Source organism: Mesorhizobium sp. M0522, assembly GCF_040321085.1.
GTDB lineage: Bacteria > Pseudomonadota > Alphaproteobacteria > Rhizobiales > Rhizobiaceae > Mesorhizobium.
In genome coordinates this window covers 1-15,637 of sequence record NZ_JAMYQW010000055.1, presented here as the reverse complement: position 1 = coordinate 15,637, position 15,637 = coordinate 1, and the positions used below count along the sequence as shown (strand labels likewise).

Here is a 15,637-nt window from a genome sequence, read left to right as displayed (position 1 = left end):
AATGCGGCGCCCCCTAGATTTCATGCGCCGCTTGCGGCCGGCCGAGCATTGTGGCCTGCCGCCTCAGAAGAAGCCGCGATACGGTATCCTTCGCGGCGCCTTTCTTGCCGTGGTGGCGACGCTCACAGCCTCGGCGCTGGCCGGGGCGCCGCAACCGGCGGGGCTTGCCACCAGCCGCACGGATCTGACGCCGAAGGATCTGGCGCGCGTCATCGCCATCACCAGGCCGACCAGCGATTTCTCCAAGCCCGAGCAATTCGAGCTGATGCAGGGCGGCGCCGGCACCTCGAAGAAGGACTTCAACAAGGACGCCTTCTCGCAATCCTCTGCCAACATCAGCTTCGAGGAAGAGGGTACCTTCAAGCTCGGCAACGCCATTTTCCGCAAGAACTGGGTGTCCTCGCCATCCTCGACACAAGCCTCGGATGGGCTCGGTCCGTTGTTCAACGAGCGCGCCTGCCAGAACTGTCATCTGAAGGACGGCCGCGGCCATCCGCCCCAAGGCGACAGCGGCACCACCTCGATGTTCCTGCGCCTGGCAAGGGAAGCCAGTACCGAGGAGGAGAAAGCCGCGCTCGCCGATCACAAGGTGCTCAACTTTCCCGACCCGGTCTATGGCACGCAGCTGCAGGAATTGGCCGTTCCCGGCCTGCAGGGCGAAGGCAGGATGCATGTCGACTATCAGGACGAGAAGGTGAAATTGGCGGACGGCAGCACGGTGTCGCTGCGCAAGCCGAGCTATTCGGTCGACGGTCTCGCCTACGGGGCGCTCGATCCACACACCACGCTGTCGCCGCGCATGACGCCGCCGATGATCGGCCTTGGCCTGGTCGAGCAGATCGCTCCTGCCGACATCCTTACGCGTGCCGATGCGGCCGACCGCGATGGTGACGGGATTTCCGGCAGGCCAAACATAATACGCGACGCCAGCAGCGGTGAACTGACGCTCGGCCGTTTCGGCTGGAAGGCGCAGGCGGCATCGATCCGCCAGCAATCGGCGGACGCTTTTGCCGGCGATATCGGCATTTCGACGCCTGAGGTGCCGAAGCACTGGGGCGATTGCAGCGCCGCGGAAAAGACCTGCCTTGCCCTACCTAACGGTGTACAGGAGCGCCTCGGTCCGGTCGAAGCGCCGCCGCCGGTCATGGACCTCGTGACCTTCTATTCGCAAAACCTTGCCGTGCCGGCCCGGCGCGATCTCGACAGACCGGACGTGCTCGCCGGCAAAAAACTGTTCTACGATATGGGCTGCATCTCCTGCCATACGCCGAAATTCGTCACCCGTCGCGGAACCCCGAACAAGGCGCAGGCCTTCCAGCTGATCTGGCCTTATTCCGATTTCCTGCTGCACGACATGGGACCCAGCCTTGCCGACGGACAGGCGGTGGGCGAGGCCACGGGAAGCGAATGGCGCACGCCGCCACTGTGGGGCATCGGGCTCACCCAGACCGTCAGCGGCAACACCTTCTTCCTGCATGACGGGCGCGCACGAAGCCTGGCCGAGGCGATTCTGTGGCATGGCGGCGAGGGCCAGAAGGCGCGTGACCGCTTTGCCGCTGCCGATGCGGCCGACCGCGCCGCGCTGATCAAGTTTCTGGAGTCGCTCTGATGCGGAAGCGTCTTGCATTCGCTCTGATGCTGGTCCTCGCCGGTGCGCTGCCGGCATCCGCGGCGGTGAAGGCTTCGGATGTGATCCAGCGGGCGATCGACAGCTTCGTCCGCCCGGCCTATGCCAGGCTGCATGACCATGCGGACAGCTTGACAGGGGCAATGCACGCGCTTTGCCAGGCGCCCTCGCAAGACAATCTCGATGCGGCACGCGCCGAGTTCGCCGGTGTCGTGGATGCCTGGTCGGTGGTGGAAATCATCCGTTTCGGGCCGATCGCCGAAAACAACCGGCTTGAGCGCATGCTGTTTTGGCCGGACCGCAAGAGCATCGGCCTGAAGCAGGTGCAGGCGGCACTTGCCGGCAAGGATCCGACAGCCGCCGATCCGGCCCAGCTGGCTACAAAGAGCGTCGCCATGCAAGGGCTCGGCGCACTGGAATTCGTGCTCTACGGCGACGGAGCCGGTCAATTGGTCGGCAGGGACGACGCCTATCGCTGCGCCTACGGTGCGGCCATTGCCGGCAATGTCGAGACGATTGCCGGCCAAGTCAGCGATGCCTGGAATAAGCCCGACGGCTTTGCCGCGCTCTGGGCCAATCCGGGTCCGCAGAACGCGCTCTATCACGACGGCACCGAAGCGGTGACCGAACTGGTCGGCGTCTTCATCAACGAGCTGGAAATGGTCCGCGACGTACGCCTGAAAGGCTTCCTGGGCGCCAAGCCGGAGGCCGACAAACCGAAACAGGCGATCTATTGGCGCTCGCAAAACACCGCCCGCTCGCTGACCGGGAATCTGGCGGGCATGGACACGCTGTTCCAGGCCTCGCAGCTTGGCGACGCGCTGCCGCCCGATGCGCGCTGGATGGCAGAATCGGTCCACATCCAGCTCACCAACGGGATCGAGGCGGCCAAGGCGATCAGGGGACCGATCGACAAGGCACTTGCCGATCCGGCGCTGCGCCAGAAGCTCGATTATTTCTCGCTGGTGACATCCAGCCTGACGACCCTGATCGGCACCAGGCTGACCGCCGAATTCGGCCTGACCGCCGGGTTCTCGTCATTGGATGGCGACTGATCATGAGGACGCCGCTGATCGATCGGCGCGATTTCCTGAGGGCCGCAGGCGCTGGTTTCGTAGCGGCGATGGCGCCGTCGGCCTGGGCAAAGACACTCGACGCCGACGCGGTCTTCGCCACCGCTTTCGTCAAGCGCGACGGCAGCTATGGCGCGGCCGTCCTGTCCGAGGCGGGCAAGTTGTTGCACACGATCGATCTGCCCGATCGGGGCCATGACGTTACCTTCGACCCGGTGTCCAAGCGTTCGGTGGTGTTTGCCAGGCAGCCGGGCACCTTTGCTGTCGTCTTCGACCATACCGGCCGCAATGAACCGCAGACCATTGCCAGCGTTGCCGGCCGGCATTTCTTCGGCCATGGCGTGTTCTCGGCCGATGGCACGCTGCTCTACGCAACCGAGAACGATTTCGACAATGCCGCCGGGGTCGTCGGCGTCTATGACGCGCATGCGAAATTCAAGCGCATCGGCGAGTTCCCGACCTACGGCACAGGCCCGCACGAGCTTTTGCTTCTCTCCGACGGCAGGACAATCGCTGTCGCCAATGGCGGCATCGAAACGCATCCGGATTATGGCCGCGCCGAGCTCAACATTGCCACGATGCGGCCATCCTACGTGCTGGTCGACCGTCTCACAGGCGATCTCACCGAAAAGCACGAATTACCGCCGGCGCTGCACCAACTGTCGATCCGCCATATGGATGCCGACCGGTCCGGCACCGTCTGGTTCGGCTGCCAGTACAGGGGGCCGGGCACCGACCATCCCCCGCTGGTTGGCCGCGCGCCGCGCGGCAAGGACTTGCAATTGCTCTATATGTCGCAGGATGTGCTCTCCGGCTTCAGGAACTATATCGGCTCGGTCGCCGCCAACCCTGCCGCCGGCACCATCGCCGTGTCTTCGCCTGAGGGCAATTCGCTTGCCGTGATCGACACGGCCAGCCGCCGCGTCGTCGCTACCAAGGCGCTGGTCGAGGTTTGCGGCGTTGCAGCCGATGGGGAAAGCTTTATGGCGACGACCGGCGCCGGCGATATCGTCGAGTCCGGTGGCTGGATACGTTCCGAGCCGGACTATGTCTGGGACAATCACGTGCTGCGTATCGAGCAGGTCGGCTAGTCCCGATACCTATTGTGGCGATTGCGTGCGTTGGAACTTACATTCTTGGACCCGCGCCGAAGCCAAGTCGCCTGACGATTTATCCATTATTCCCTTGCGGGGATCAGCCCTGGCGGGCAGAGGGAAGCTGTTTTCGAAACTGTCTCAACCGGCCGCTTCATGAAATTGCTTGCCATCGACTGTGCCGCCAATCTCTGCGCCGCCTGCGTCTACGACGCGGCGGCCGGGAAAGAACTCGGCCGTTCGGTGCTCGATCTCGGTAAGGGTCATGCCGAGCATCTGATGGGTGTCATCGAAAAGGCGTTGGGGACCAGCAGAACCGACTATTCCGGCCTCGGCGCCATTGCCGTTTCGACGGGTCCGGGCTCCTTCACCGGTCTGCGCGTCGGGGTCTCGGCGGCGCGCGGCCTTGCGCTGGCGCTGAAAATCCCGGCGATCGGCGTGACGACTCTGGAGGCCCTGGCGGCGCAAGCGAGAGCGGCATTTCCCGGTCGCGCCGTGCTCGCCGCGCTCGATGCAGGTCGCGAGGAGATCCATGCGGCACTTTACGATGAAGCATCCGTTTTGATTTACGGTCCCTCGGTGACCACGCTCTCGCAAGCCGCCGCCATCGCGGTTGACAGCTCCGCGGTTCTGGCCGGTACGGCGGCAACGCAAATTGCCGCCTCGGCCGGGCGCGCCTTCGACGTCGGCGCGACAGCGGCCACCGCCGACATCGCCGTCTATGCCCGGCTGGCCGCCGCCCAACGTGCCGGTAAAAAGGGCGAGGGCGAAAAGCCGAAACCACTCTATCTGCGCGGCGCCGACGCAAAGCCTCAGGCAGGCTTTATTCTATCTAGGCAAAACAACTGATGCGCATTCCCTTCCTCCAGTCGCGCCGCAGGGACTATGCGCTCGAGCCGTTGACGGTTGCCGATAGCGCGGCCATGTCGGTGCTGCATCGCGAGGATTTCGCGCGGCCGTGGACCGACGACGAATTCGCCGCACTGCTCGAGCAGGACACGGTGTTCGGCTATGCCGCGCGCGAGACCGGACAGGGCGCCAAGCCGCCGGTCGGCTTCGTGCTGGCGCGGCTCGCGGCCGGCGAGGGCGAGATCCTGACGGTCGCGGTGGCACGCTCGCATCGGCGCCGGGGGCTCGGCTGGCAATTGATGGATGCGGTGCTGCGCGAACTGCACGCACAACGCGCCGAGGCACTTTTCCTTGAGGTCGACGAGACCAATGTCGCCGCGATCGCGCTCTACCGGCGGTTCGGCTTCCGCGAGGTCGGCAAGCGTGCCAACTATTACAAGTCGCCGGAACACGGCCCGACCGGCGCGCTTGTCATGCGCCGCGATCTTCGTTAGCCAAACGCCGGGGTGGTGCGGATGATCGGAAAAATCAGGATTTTCCTGGCGCTGGGGCTGGTTGTCGTCGGCTCGCTGGTACTTGTGCCGCTGCAGATCTTGTCGATGCGGACCGGGCTCTGGCGCGAGACCTTCATCCTGAAAATCTGGCACAGGATGATTGTCAGGACGCTGGGGCTGCGCATCCATGTCAAGGGAGCGCTGTCCGGCCAGCGCCCATTGCTGATTGCTGCCAACCACATCTCCTGGACCGACATCATGGTGCTGGGGTCGATGGTCGACGTGACGTTCATCGCCAGGGCCGATATGGCCGGCTGGCCGTTGATCGGCATGCTGTCGAAGCTGCAGCGCACGGTATTCATCGAACGTGAGCGTAAGCGTTCGTCGGGCGACCAGGCGAGCGAGATCGCCGGCCGCATGGCCAAAGGCGACGCCATGGTGCTGTTTGCCGAAGGCTCGACCGGCGACGGCAACATGATCCTGCCGTTCAAGAGCACGCTGTTCGGCGCCGCTACAATGGCGATTGCGGAAGGGGCGGCCGAACAGGTCTTCATCCAGCCGGTGGCGATCGTCTATACGCGCCTGCATGGCGTGCCGCTCGGCCGCCGGCATCGGCCGGTTGCCGCCTGGATCGGCGACGAGGAGCTGATGCCGCACCTCAAGGTGCTGATGGCCGAGGGCGCCCTCGACGTCGAGGTGCATTTTGGCGAGGCGATTGCTTTCTCCAAGGGCTCCAGCCGCAAGGAGACAGCAAAGCAGATGGAACGCCAGGTACGCGAGATGGTACAGGCGGCGCTCGCCGAACCGCGTCCGAGCCGGTAGGCTGCGCAGGTTCCGGCCAGATTCGTCTGTTTTTTGTCGGGGAAAGGCGCTAGAAGCCGCGAAATGGAATTGAACACGATAGAACGCGACGACATCGGCGCTGCCGCCGAAAACCTGGTCGTTCCGCCTGCCGCGACCAGAAAGGTCTTCGTCAAGACCTATGGCTGCCAGATGAATGTTTACGATTCGCAGCGCATGACCGATGCGCTGGCGGCCGACGGCTATGCCGCGACAGACGCTATCGGCGAGGCCGATCTGGTGCTGCTCAACACCTGCCACATCCGCGAGAAAGCGGCGGAAAAGGTCTATTCCGAACTTGGGCGCATCCGTGAGTTGAAGGCCGAGCGTGCAAAGGCCGGGCGCGAAATGCTGGTCGGCGTCGCCGGCTGCGTGGCGCAGGCCGAGGGTGCCGAGATCATCCGCCGCTCGCCGGCCGTCGACCTGGTCATCGGCCCGCAGACCTACCACCGGCTGCCCGGTGTGCTGGCGAGGGCGCGTGGCGGCGAAAAGATCGTCGAGACCGACTATGCCGTCGAGGACAAGTTCGAGTATCTGCCGCAGCCGAAGCGCGCCGAACTGATCAGGCGCGGCGTGACGGCGTTCTTGACCGTTCAGGAAGGCTGCGACAAGTTCTGCACCTTCTGTGTCGTGCCCTATACGCGCGGCTCGGAAGTCTCGCGGCCGGTGGCACAGATCGTCGCCGAGGCCGAGCGCCTGGCGGATGCCGGCGTGCGCGAGCTGACGCTGCTCGGCCAGAACGTCAATGCCTGGCATGGAAGAGGCGAAAACGGCGAGGAATGGGGCCTTGGCCGACTGCTGTTCAGGCTGGCCGAGATTCCAGGCCTGGCGCGGCTGCGCTACACAACCAGTCATCCGCGCGACATGGAGGATGAATTGATCGCCGCCCATCGTGATTTGCCGACGCTGATGCCCTATCTACATTTACCGGTGCAGTCCGGCTCCGACCGCATACTCAAGGCGATGAACCGCAGGCATATGGCCAAGGACTATCTGACGTTGATCGACCGCATCCGTGCCGCACGGAGCGATATTGCATTGTCGGGCGACTTTATCGTCGGCTTTCCCGGCGAGACGGAAGCCGATTTCGAGGCGACGATGCAGTTGGTCGAAGACGTCAACTATGCCTCGGCCTTTTCGTTCAAATATTCGCCGCGCCCCGGCACGCCGGGCGCCGAGATGAGCGATCACGTGCCGGAGCCCGTCAAGGACGAGCGCCTGCAGCGGCTGCAGGCGCTGCTGCTGAAACAGCAGCAGGATTTCGGCACCAGCCTGATCGGCAGGACCATCGACACGCTGATCGAAAAGCCGGGCCGCCAGGCCGGCCAGAAGGTTGGCCGCTCGCCCTGGCTGCAGCCGGTTATTGTTGATGAAAAGGCCGGCGAAATCGGCGACATTATCCAGGTACGAATCACGAAGACGGGCTACAACAGCCTGTTCGCCGAATTGGCCTGAAGGCCTCGGCAGATGAGGAGAGACGGTTGAGCGCTGCTGAAGTCAAGAACCTGCCCCAGAATCTACCCTCCGGGGCCTCGGATATGGCGCACATCGTACTGACTTTCGACAATAACAAGCTTGCCAGCGCCCTTTACGGCCAGTTCGACGAGAATCTGGCCAGGCTCGAGCAGAAGCTCGGCGTCGACATCCGCTCGCGTGGCAACCAATTGACCATCAAGGGCTCTTCCTCGGCCGCCGAGCAGGCACGCCGTGCTTTGGACAATCTTTACGGCATTCTGCAGAAAGGTACCGATATCGGCCAGTCCGATGTCGACGGCGCCGTGCGCATGGCGATCGCCACCGACGACCAGCTGACGCTCCCGACGCTGGAGCGCAAGGGCAAGGTGTCCGCCGCCCAGATATCGACGCGCAAGAAGACGATCTATGCCCGCTCGCTGAACCAAGACGCCTACATGCGCGCGCTGGAGCGGTCGGAACTCGTCTTCGGCATCGGCCCGGCCGGCACCGGAAAGACCTATCTGGCGGTGGCGCATGCGGCAATGCTGCTCGAACGCGGCATGGTCGAACGCATCGTGCTGTCGCGCCCCGCGGTCGAGGCCGGCGAACGGCTTGGCTTTCTGCCGGGTGACATGAAGGAGAAGGTCGATCCCTATCTGCGGCCGCTCTATGACGCGCTCTACGACATGATGCCGGCCGACAAGGTCGAGCGGGCGATTGCCGCCGAGGTCATCGAGATCGCGCCGCTGGCGTTCATGCGCGGCCGTACGCTGGCGCACGCTGCCGTCATACTCGACGAGGCGCAGAACACTACGCCGATGCAGATGAAGATGTTCCTGACCCGGCTCGGCGAGAACTCGCGCATGATCGTCACCGGTGATCCGACCCAGATCGATCTGCCGCCAAACACCAAGTCCGGCCTGGTCGAGGCGCTGAGAATCCTCGACGGCGTCACCGGCATGGTGACCGTACGCTTCAATGAAGGCGACGTCGTCAGGCATCCGCTGGTCGCCGAGATCGTCAAGGCCTACGACCGCGACGGCAAGCTGGCCAGGGGTCTGGGTGTCGAAAGCTGATACGATTATGCGGCCGCATGGCTGAGGAGCAACAGGCGGGGGGACCGCTTCCCGTCGAAATCGATATCGCGATCGAGGCGGGCGACTGGCCCGACGAGGCGGCGCTGATGCGGCTTGTCGACCGTGCCGTCTCGGCCGCCTTTGCCGAAACCGGTGCGGACGGTCGTTCCGAGCTCAGCATCGTCTTTTCCGACGATGCCCATATCCGTACGCTCAATGCCGGCTGGCGCGGCAAGGACAAGCCGACCAACGTCCTGTCTTTTCCGGCTTTTCCGTTTGCCAGGGGCGGGCCTCTGCCGCCGATGCTCGGCGACATCGTTTTGGCCGCCGAGACTGTCGCGCGCGAGGCGGCACTGGAAGACAAGCCCATCGAGGACCATATCTCCCATCTCGTCATCCACGGCCTGCTGCATTTGCTGGGCTATGATCACGAAACGGATGCCGAAGCGGAACTGATGGAAGCGACAGAGCGCGCAGCACTTGCGAGGCTTGCCATTCCCGATCCCTACACGTAATTACAAAAGACCAATTGACCGGACGATGATGAACGACAAACCAGAGACTGCCGCCCGCTCCGACGCCGGCAGTGTGATCAAGCCTTCCGAAACGACGGAAGAGGGCTCGAGTCCGAGTACCACGACCGGCAGCTTCGCCAGCGAGGCATCGCCTGCCGGTCCTTCCCTGTTCGATCGCGTGCTCGGGCTTTTCAGGCACCGCAACGGCACCAGCCTGCGCGAGGAGATTGCCGGTGCGCTTGCCGAAACGGCGAGCGATGCAGAATCCTTCTCGCCCGGCGAACGCGCCATGCTCAACAACATCCTGCGCCTGCGCGAAGTGCGCGTCGAGGACGTCATGGTACCGCGCGCCGACATCGAGGCGGTCGAGATCACCACCAAGCTGGGTGATCTTCTGGGGCTGTTCGAGCAGTCCGGCCATTCCCGCATGCCGGTCTATTCGGAGACGCTCGACGATCCGCGCGGCATGGTTCATATCCGCGACGTGCTGGCGCACATCACCAAGGTCGCCCGCGTCAGAAAGGGCAGGACGACCAGGAAAACCCCGGTCGCGGCTGTTCTCGATCTCGCCCAGGTCGATCTGGCGCGCACGATCGGCGATCTCAACCTGATCCGACCGGTGCTGTTCGTGCCGCCGTCGATGCTCGCCTCCGACCTGATGGGGCGGATGCAGACGACGCGGACCCAGATGGCTTTGGTCATCGACGAATATGGCGGTACTGACGGTCTCGTCTCGCTCGAGGACATCGTCGAGATGGTGGTCGGCGACATCGAGGACGAGCACGACGAAGACGAGCCGATGATCACCCAGGCCGGTGAAGGCGTCTTCATCGTCGACGGCAAGGCCGAGATCGACGATGTCGCCAAGATGATCGGCGAGGATTTCGCCGCCGGCGAGCACGGCGAATATGTCGACACGATCGGCGGCATGATCTTCAACACGCTTGGCCGGGTGCCGGCGCGCGGCGAAGTGGTGCAGGCCATACCCGGCTTCGAGTTCCATGTGCTCGACGCCGATCCGCGCCGCGTCAAGCGCGTGCGCATCGTCGAGACACTGAAGGGCGAGCGCCGCCGCCGCGCCGTCCGCACCGAGCAGGCTTGAAGGACGCGGCTTGCCCGATGCCGGTTGAGGACCCGTTCAAGCACTCAACCTTGGGCTCGGGTGTCTTCTACCAAATCCGCGGGCCGCATTGACATGGCTTGAAAAGGCTTTCGGCTTCGAGCCGAGCATGGTGGTCAGCGATGCTAATGGCAGGCTCGTCCATTCCGAGATGCGGTTCGGCGACGGCTATATCATCGTCGATTCCGAATGGGCCGACCATATAGCCAGCCCGGCTTCAGTTGCAGGCAAGAACACGCAGTCGGTCTATGTACGCCTGAAGGACGGGATAGGCCCCACTGCGATCGTGCAAGGGCGGCGGGAGCCGAGATCGTCGAGGAGCCTGCCGACCAGCTCTACGGTGAACGGCAGTACAGGGCGCGCGATCCTGAAGGCCATGTCTGGACCTTTTCCCAGACTGTCGGCTCCGTCCCGCGCGAAGAGGCTGAGCGGCTGGGCGGGCTGAAGATACAAGGCTGGCATCGATAGCTATGAGCGGACTAGGTCGCCCGGTTTGGAGCCAAGCCCGCAGCCTGATAAATCTTGCTTCCTGATTCGCACGACTCGGAAGCATAGATGGAGCGCCAGGCCGGCCGGATAATTCTGCTTTGGGGCTGGCGGCGCGCGCTGGTGGCGTTTCTTGCCGGCGCGCTGGCGGTTCTTGCCCAGGCGCCGTACGATTTCTTCGCCGTCTGTTTCGTTTCGTTTCCCCTGCTGGTGTGGCTACTCGACGGCGCGACCGGCGAAGCCTCGGACGGTTTTCTGCGACGCTTGCTGCCGGCTTTCGCCATCGGCTGGTGGTTCGGTTTCGGCTACTTTCTTGCCGGTCTCTGGTGGGTCGGCTCGGCGCTTCTGGTCGAGGCCGACAGCTTCGCCTGGGCCTTGCCGTTCGCGGTGGTCGGCATCCCCCTCGCGCTCGCCTTCTTCTATGGCTTCGCCGCCGTGGTCGCCCGGCTGTTGTGGAGCAACGACATCGGCCGCATCGCCGCGCTCGCCTTCGGCTTTGCGCTGGCGGAATGGCTGCGCGGCTTCCTGTTTACCGGCTTTCCGTGGAATGCCGTCGGCTATGCGGCGATGCCGGTGCCTTTGCTGATGCAGAGCGTCTCGGTGACCGGCATGGTCGGCATGAACGCGCTTGCGGTCTTCGTCTTCGCGTTGCCGGCGCTGCTTGCGGCGCGCCGGCATCTCCGCCTCGGCGCGGCATTGCTTGTCGTTCTCGTCGGCGCCCATGCCGGCTTCGGCTATATCCGGCTCGCCGCCCCCGAAAAGCCGGCCGCCCGCAGCCTTGACGTCCGTATCGTGCAGCCTGCCGTCGACCTTACGGAAAAATGGGATACCTCGGTGCGTGACCGTATCTTCGCCACCATGATGGGGCTTTCGGCCAAGGCGCCGGAACCCGGCCATGACAGGCCGCAATTGATCCTGTGGCCGGAGACGTCCGTGCCGTTTCTGTTCACCGAACGTCCGGATGCCCTGCCTGCGATCGGAGAGATGCTTGGCGATGGCCAGATGCTGGTCGCCGGGGTCGTTCGCGAGGAAGGCGGCTCGGCGGCCGGCAGCCGTTACTACAACTCTGTGGTGGCGATCGACGAAAGGGGCGAAATCGTCGATGCCGTCGACAAGGTCCACCTGGTACCCTTCGGCGAATACCTGCCTTTCGCCGATCTGCTCGGCCGCTTCGGGCTTGAGCAGCTTGTTGCCGGTCCAATGACCTTCGCGGCGGGCAATGAGCGGCATCCGATCGCGCTGCCCGGCGGTATCCGGGCGCTGCCGTTTATTTGCTATGAGGTCATCTTTCCCGATCTGGTCGCAGTTGACGCAACGTCAGCCGAGCTTATTGTGAACGTCACCAATGACGCCTGGTTCGGCGACACGCCGGGGCCGTACCAGCACTTCAGGCAGGCGCAGATCCGGGCGGTGGAGAATGGGGTGCCCCTGTTGCGCGCGGCTAATAACGGCATTTCGGCCGTCGTCGACCCGCGCGGTCGCATCGTCGACGCGCTGGCAATCGATGCACGCGGCGCGATCGATGTGCGTGTGCCGATCTCCAACCAAGCCATCGTTTCCTCCGGCCAACGACGCATTAACGGAATGCTGATCATGTTTTTGCTTGCCGTTGCGGCATGCATTTTGAACGTAAGGCAAAGGCTACGGGCGAATTGACAGCCGACACATTAGAAACTCATACTGTAAGCGCCTGAGAATTTTCGAAGTCGATAAGGTCGTTCTGTTGGGGCACGGGCCGCGGCGTCGTTTGGGCAGCAAAATAGAAAAAGCCGGAAAAATTCGGCGAGGAAAAAATGACAGAAGAAAACAAGAAAAAGCCGAACCCGATCGACATCCACGTCGGAAGCCGCATCCGGCTTCGCCGCAATATGCTGGGAATGAGCCAGGAAAAACTGGGTGAAAACCTCGGCATAACGTTCCAGCAGATCCAAAAGTACGAAAAGGGCACCAATCGCGTCGGCGCCAGCCGTTTGCAGGCAATCGCCTCCATACTCGGCGTCCCCGTCGCCTTCTTTTTCGAGGATGCGCCCGGTCAGGAGCCCGTGGGCAACCGTGGATTTGCCGAGGATGCTTCGATGACCTCCGCCGTCGAATTCTGCGGCAGCCCGGAAGGCCTCCAGCTGAATCGCGCCTTCGTCAAGATCGCCGACGTGAAAGTGCGCCGCAAGATCATCGAGCTGGTGAAGTCGCTTTCCACCGACGAAGTCGATTGACTGGCCCGTAAAGAGTTCAACAAGGAAGGGGTCGTCGTAGCTGGGCATGCAATTTCTCGCGGCTGCGCGCATTGAGGGATGTTCATTCCGCAGATGCGCTAAAGCGCAGATCGATTTCGCTCGACACGCTTCCTCGAAGCCGTTTTCCTCAGTCTGTTGGTGCAAGGGCTGATCGCAGTGCGCCCTGCCGCCGTCTCGGGATGCAAAGATAATAACGTCAAAATTCATGCCAGAACGGCTGCATGGCTTGACGAGCGACGCCCGGCACCGTTAACAACTGGCGCGCCAAAATCGGCGGCCTGCCGATATTTTTTTCAAGAGGGGACACCCGTGACGCGGCACAATTACTTCTTCACCTCGGAATCCGTTGCCGAGGGCCATCCCGATAAGGTCTGCGACCGCATCTCCGACGAGATTGTCGATCTCGTCTATCGCGAAGCCAGAAAGACCGGCATGGACCCGTGGAAGGTCCGCGTTGCCTGCGAGACGCTTGCGACGACCAATCGCGTTGTCATCGCCGGCGAGGTGCGCGTCCCCGAGACGCTGCTCAAGAAGGACAAGGAGGGCAACGTCCTGAAGGATGCGGCCGGCCATCCGATTGTCAACCCGGCCAAGTTCAAGTCGGTCGCTCGCAAGGCGATCCGCGAAATCGGCTACGAGCAGGCCGGCTTCCACTGGAAGACAGCCAAGATCGAGGTCCTGCTGCACGGCCAGTCGCCGGATATCGGCCAAGGCGTCGACAACGCCTCCGACCGGCAAGGCGAGGAGGGAGCCGGCGACCAGGGCATCATGTTTGGCTATGCCTGCCGCGAAACCCCGGACCTGATGCCGGCGCCGATCTATTACAGCCACAAGATCCTCGAATTGCTGGCGGCTGCGCGCCATGAAGGCAGCGGTGATGCCGGCAGGCTCGGGCCGGATGCCAAGAGCCAGGTCACCGTCCGCTATGTCGACGGCAAAGCGGCGGAAGTGACGCAGATCGTGCTGTCGACCCAGCATCTCGATGAGACGTGGGATTCGAAGAAGGTGCGCAACGTCGTCGAGCCCTATATTCGCGAAGCACTGGGCGACCTGAAGATTGCCGACAATTGCAACTGGTACATCAATCCGACCGGCAAGTTCGTCATCGGCGGGCCTGATGGCGACGCCGGCCTGACCGGCCGCAAGATCATCGTCGACACTTATGGTGGAGCTGCGCCTCATGGCGGCGGCGCTTTTTCTGGCAAGGACACCACCAAGGTCGACCGCTCGGCGGCCTATGCGGCGCGTTATCTCGCCAAGAACGTGGTTGCCGCAAAGCTCGCCGATCGCTGCACCATCCAGCTTTCCTATGCGATCGGTGTCGCCCAGCCGCTGTCGATCTACGTCGACCTGCACGGCACCGGCAAGGTTGACGAGGCAAAACTCGAGCGTGCACTGCGCGCCGTGATGGACCTGTCGCCTTCCGGCATCCGCCGCCACCTCGATCTCAACAAGCCGATCTATGCCAAGACGTCGTCCTACGGCCATTTTGGCCGCAAGGCCGGCCGCGACGGATCCTTCTCCTGGGAGAAGACCGATCTCGCCAAGGCGCTCAAGGACGCTCTCGCCGAACCGGTCGCCGAAGCAGTCGCCGCCTAACCGCGGCGCCTATGGATCCGAAGGACCGGCCAAGCCGTGCGACCGAGGCCTTTTTCGGTCGCCGGCGCGGCAAGACCATTCGACCACAACAGGCAGCGGCGCTGGAGAGCGGCTTCGCCGCCTACAGGCTCGATCTGACGGTTGAACCGCCGGCCGACTTGCGCAGCCTTTTCGAAGCCGAAGTTTCGGCTGTCCAGCTCGAAATCGGTTTTGGCGGCGGCGAACATCTTCTGCACCGTGCTACGGCCAGCCAGGCGACCGGCTTTATCGGCGTCGAGCCTTTCGTCAACGGCATGGCCAAGATGATGATGGCGGTCCGGGAGCGGCCGCTTGCCAATCTGCGCGTCTATGACGACGACGCCACACGTCTGCTGGACTGGTTGCCGCAGGCTTCGCTTGACGGCATTGACCTTCTCTATCCGGATCCGTGGCCGAAGAAGAAGCACTGGAAGCGGCGCTTCGTCAGCCCGGTCAATCTCGACCGCTTCGCGCGCGTCCTGAAGCACGGCGGAAAATTCCACTTTGCGTCCGATATCGACAGCTATGTGAACTGGACGCTCCTGCATTGCCGGGCCCACGACGCCTTCACGTGGCAGGCAAGCGAAGCAGCCGACTGGCACCGGCCCTATGATGGCTGGCCGGGGACGCGCTATGAGGCCAAGGCCATTCGCGAAGGCCGACGGCCCGCCTATCTCACCTTCGTGCGGAAATAAGCGGGAAATTAGAGCTGAGCACAAGGCGAGCGGCCGAAGGCTCTCGGCGCTCACTTGGCTCAGAAGCGACGGATCTTGTCGAAGGCTGCCGGCTCCATGCCGAGATTGCGCGATCATGCGCACGCGGCTTGCGACCGCTTTCCACAGCGCGCGACGCGGCTACGGCGCTGCCGAACACGCTAAAGACATCGCCTATGGCTGAAAAAAATCCACGATTGTTCATGATGGTACCCTTTCGAGCGCAGTGAGCGCTCCAATTGTGCAATGCAACATAGATAGTCGTGCGTGGCCGGTGCTCAAAGGGGGATCACTGCATGGGCGCCATGCATTTGGCGCAGCGCTGCGGACTCGGAGCCTTGCCGTCATGCAGGACGGGCTGTCGTAAGCAGATGAGTTGTCCGGGTTAGGTAGCAGACGAGTTGTCCGGTTTGATCTTCAGCGAACGGAGGCTGGGGATGAGAC

General features: G+C 63.3%; 14 protein-coding genes and 1 pseudogene. All 15 read left to right on the top strand.

The features are described 5' to 3' along the window. Position 1: 1 nt before the first annotated feature. The 15 genes and pseudogenes from NKI58_RS32600 (at position 2) to trmB (ending at position 15,175) form a co-directional block, all read left to right on the top strand. The gene (locus tag NKI58_RS32600; RefSeq protein WP_352783797.1) at positions 2-1,609 is read left to right on the top strand and encodes a di-heme oxidoreductase family protein; all 1,608 of its coding nucleotides are present in this window, start codon (positions 2-4) and stop codon (positions 1,607-1,609) included. Next, positions 1,609-2,682, top strand: coding sequence for an imelysin family protein (locus NKI58_RS32595; protein WP_352703417.1), 1,074 nt, complete (start codon positions 1,609-1,611; stop codon positions 2,680-2,682). Before NKI58_RS32600 ends, NKI58_RS32595 begins: the two co-directional genes overlap by 1 nt. Before the next feature lie 2 nt (positions 2,683-2,684). Beyond that, the gene (locus NKI58_RS32590) at positions 2,685-3,791 is read left to right on the top strand and encodes a DUF1513 domain-containing protein (protein WP_352787695.1); all 1,107 of its coding nucleotides are present in this window, start codon (positions 2,685-2,687) and stop codon (positions 3,789-3,791) included. A gap of 159 nt (positions 3,792-3,950) precedes the next feature. Then, a complete protein-coding gene (gene tsaB / locus NKI58_RS32585) occupies positions 3,951-4,643 on the top strand; it encodes a tRNA (adenosine(37)-N6)-threonylcarbamoyltransferase complex dimerization subunit type 1 TsaB (RefSeq protein WP_352783792.1) in 693 nt (230 codons plus the stop codon). Then, a complete protein-coding gene (gene rimI, locus NKI58_RS32580; protein WP_023676888.1) occupies positions 4,643-5,137 on the top strand; it encodes a ribosomal protein S18-alanine N-acetyltransferase in 495 nt (164 codons plus the stop codon). Before tsaB ends, rimI begins: the two co-directional genes overlap by 1 nt. A 21-nt stretch (positions 5,138-5,158) precedes the next feature. After that, positions 5,159-5,959: a lyso-ornithine lipid O-acyltransferase gene (gene olsA, locus NKI58_RS32575; protein ID WP_352455109.1), complete on the top strand. Its 801-nt coding sequence runs from the start codon at positions 5,159-5,161 to the stop codon at positions 5,957-5,959. 63 nt (positions 5,960-6,022) lie between these two features. Further along, positions 6,023-7,432: a tRNA (N6-isopentenyl adenosine(37)-C2)-methylthiotransferase MiaB gene (miaB, locus tag NKI58_RS32570; protein WP_352783786.1), complete on the top strand. Its 1,410-nt coding sequence runs from the start codon at positions 6,023-6,025 to the stop codon at positions 7,430-7,432. A gap of 83 nt (positions 7,433-7,515) precedes the next feature. Beyond that, positions 7,516-8,508 (top strand): PhoH family protein, encoded by a 993-nt coding sequence (locus tag NKI58_RS32565; RefSeq protein ID WP_352464821.1) that lies wholly within the window; start codon positions 7,516-7,518, stop codon positions 8,506-8,508. 17 nt (positions 8,509-8,525) lie between these two features. Further along, complete coding sequence (ybeY, locus tag NKI58_RS32560; protein ID WP_352783783.1) at positions 8,526-9,023, top strand: rRNA maturation RNase YbeY; 498 nt, start codon at positions 8,526-8,528, stop codon at positions 9,021-9,023. 28 nt (positions 9,024-9,051) lie between these two features. Continuing rightward, a complete protein-coding gene (locus tag NKI58_RS32555) occupies positions 9,052-10,125 on the top strand; it encodes a hemolysin family protein (protein WP_352681248.1) in 1,074 nt (357 codons plus the stop codon). Positions 10,126-10,142: 17 nt separating this feature from the next. Further along, a pseudogene (locus tag NKI58_RS32550) lies at positions 10,143-10,611 on the top strand (VOC family protein). 87 nt (positions 10,612-10,698) lie between these two features. Then, positions 10,699-12,285 carry an apolipoprotein N-acyltransferase gene (gene lnt / locus NKI58_RS32545; protein WP_352783781.1) on the top strand — a complete coding sequence of 529 codons (1,587 nt, stop codon included), beginning with the start codon at positions 10,699-10,701 and terminating at the stop codon, positions 12,283-12,285. A gap of 137 nt (positions 12,286-12,422) precedes the next feature. Further along, entirely contained in the window at positions 12,423-12,842 is a 420-nt protein-coding gene (locus NKI58_RS32540; protein WP_023676895.1) for a helix-turn-helix domain-containing protein, read from the top strand. 330 nt (positions 12,843-13,172) lie between these two features. Continuing rightward, complete coding sequence (gene metK / locus NKI58_RS32535; RefSeq protein WP_023676896.1) at positions 13,173-14,462, top strand: methionine adenosyltransferase; 1,290 nt, start codon at positions 13,173-13,175, stop codon at positions 14,460-14,462. 11 nt (positions 14,463-14,473) lie between these two features. Continuing rightward, positions 14,474-15,175, top strand: coding sequence for a tRNA (guanine(46)-N(7))-methyltransferase TrmB (gene trmB, locus NKI58_RS32530; protein WP_352614602.1), 702 nt, complete (start codon positions 14,474-14,476; stop codon positions 15,173-15,175). Positions 15,176-15,637 lie beyond the last annotated feature (462 nt).

Excerpts from the sequence above, each read along its gene's own strand:
- NKI58_RS32600 (WP_352783797.1), top strand. The coding sequence starts at position 2 with ATGCGGCGCCCCCTAGATTTCATGCGCCGCTTGCGGCCGGCCGAGCAT.
- NKI58_RS32595 (WP_352703417.1), top strand. The coding sequence starts at position 1,609 with ATGCGGAAGCGTCTTGCATTCGCTCTGATGCTGGTCCTCGCCGGTGCG.
- NKI58_RS32590 (WP_352787695.1), top strand. The coding sequence starts at position 2,685 with ATGAGGACGCCGCTGATCGATCGGCGCGATTTCCTGAGGGCCGCAGGC.
- tsaB (WP_352783792.1), top strand. The coding sequence starts at position 3,951 with ATGAAATTGCTTGCCATCGACTGTGCCGCCAATCTCTGCGCCGCCTGC.
- rimI (WP_023676888.1), top strand. The coding sequence starts at position 4,643 with ATGCGCATTCCCTTCCTCCAGTCGCGCCGCAGGGACTATGCGCTCGAG.
- olsA (WP_352455109.1), top strand. The coding sequence starts at position 5,159 with ATGATCGGAAAAATCAGGATTTTCCTGGCGCTGGGGCTGGTTGTCGTC.
- miaB (WP_352783786.1), top strand. The coding sequence starts at position 6,023 with ATGGAATTGAACACGATAGAACGCGACGACATCGGCGCTGCCGCCGAA.
- NKI58_RS32565 (WP_352464821.1), top strand. The coding sequence starts at position 7,516 with ATGGCGCACATCGTACTGACTTTCGACAATAACAAGCTTGCCAGCGCC.
- ybeY (WP_352783783.1), top strand. The coding sequence starts at position 8,526 with ATGGCTGAGGAGCAACAGGCGGGGGGACCGCTTCCCGTCGAAATCGAT.
- NKI58_RS32555 (WP_352681248.1), top strand. The coding sequence starts at position 9,052 with ATGAACGACAAACCAGAGACTGCCGCCCGCTCCGACGCCGGCAGTGTG.
- lnt (WP_352783781.1), top strand. The coding sequence starts at position 10,699 with ATGGAGCGCCAGGCCGGCCGGATAATTCTGCTTTGGGGCTGGCGGCGC.
- NKI58_RS32540 (WP_023676895.1), top strand. The coding sequence starts at position 12,423 with ATGACAGAAGAAAACAAGAAAAAGCCGAACCCGATCGACATCCACGTC.
- trmB (WP_352614602.1), top strand. The coding sequence starts at position 14,474 with ATGGATCCGAAGGACCGGCCAAGCCGTGCGACCGAGGCCTTTTTCGGT.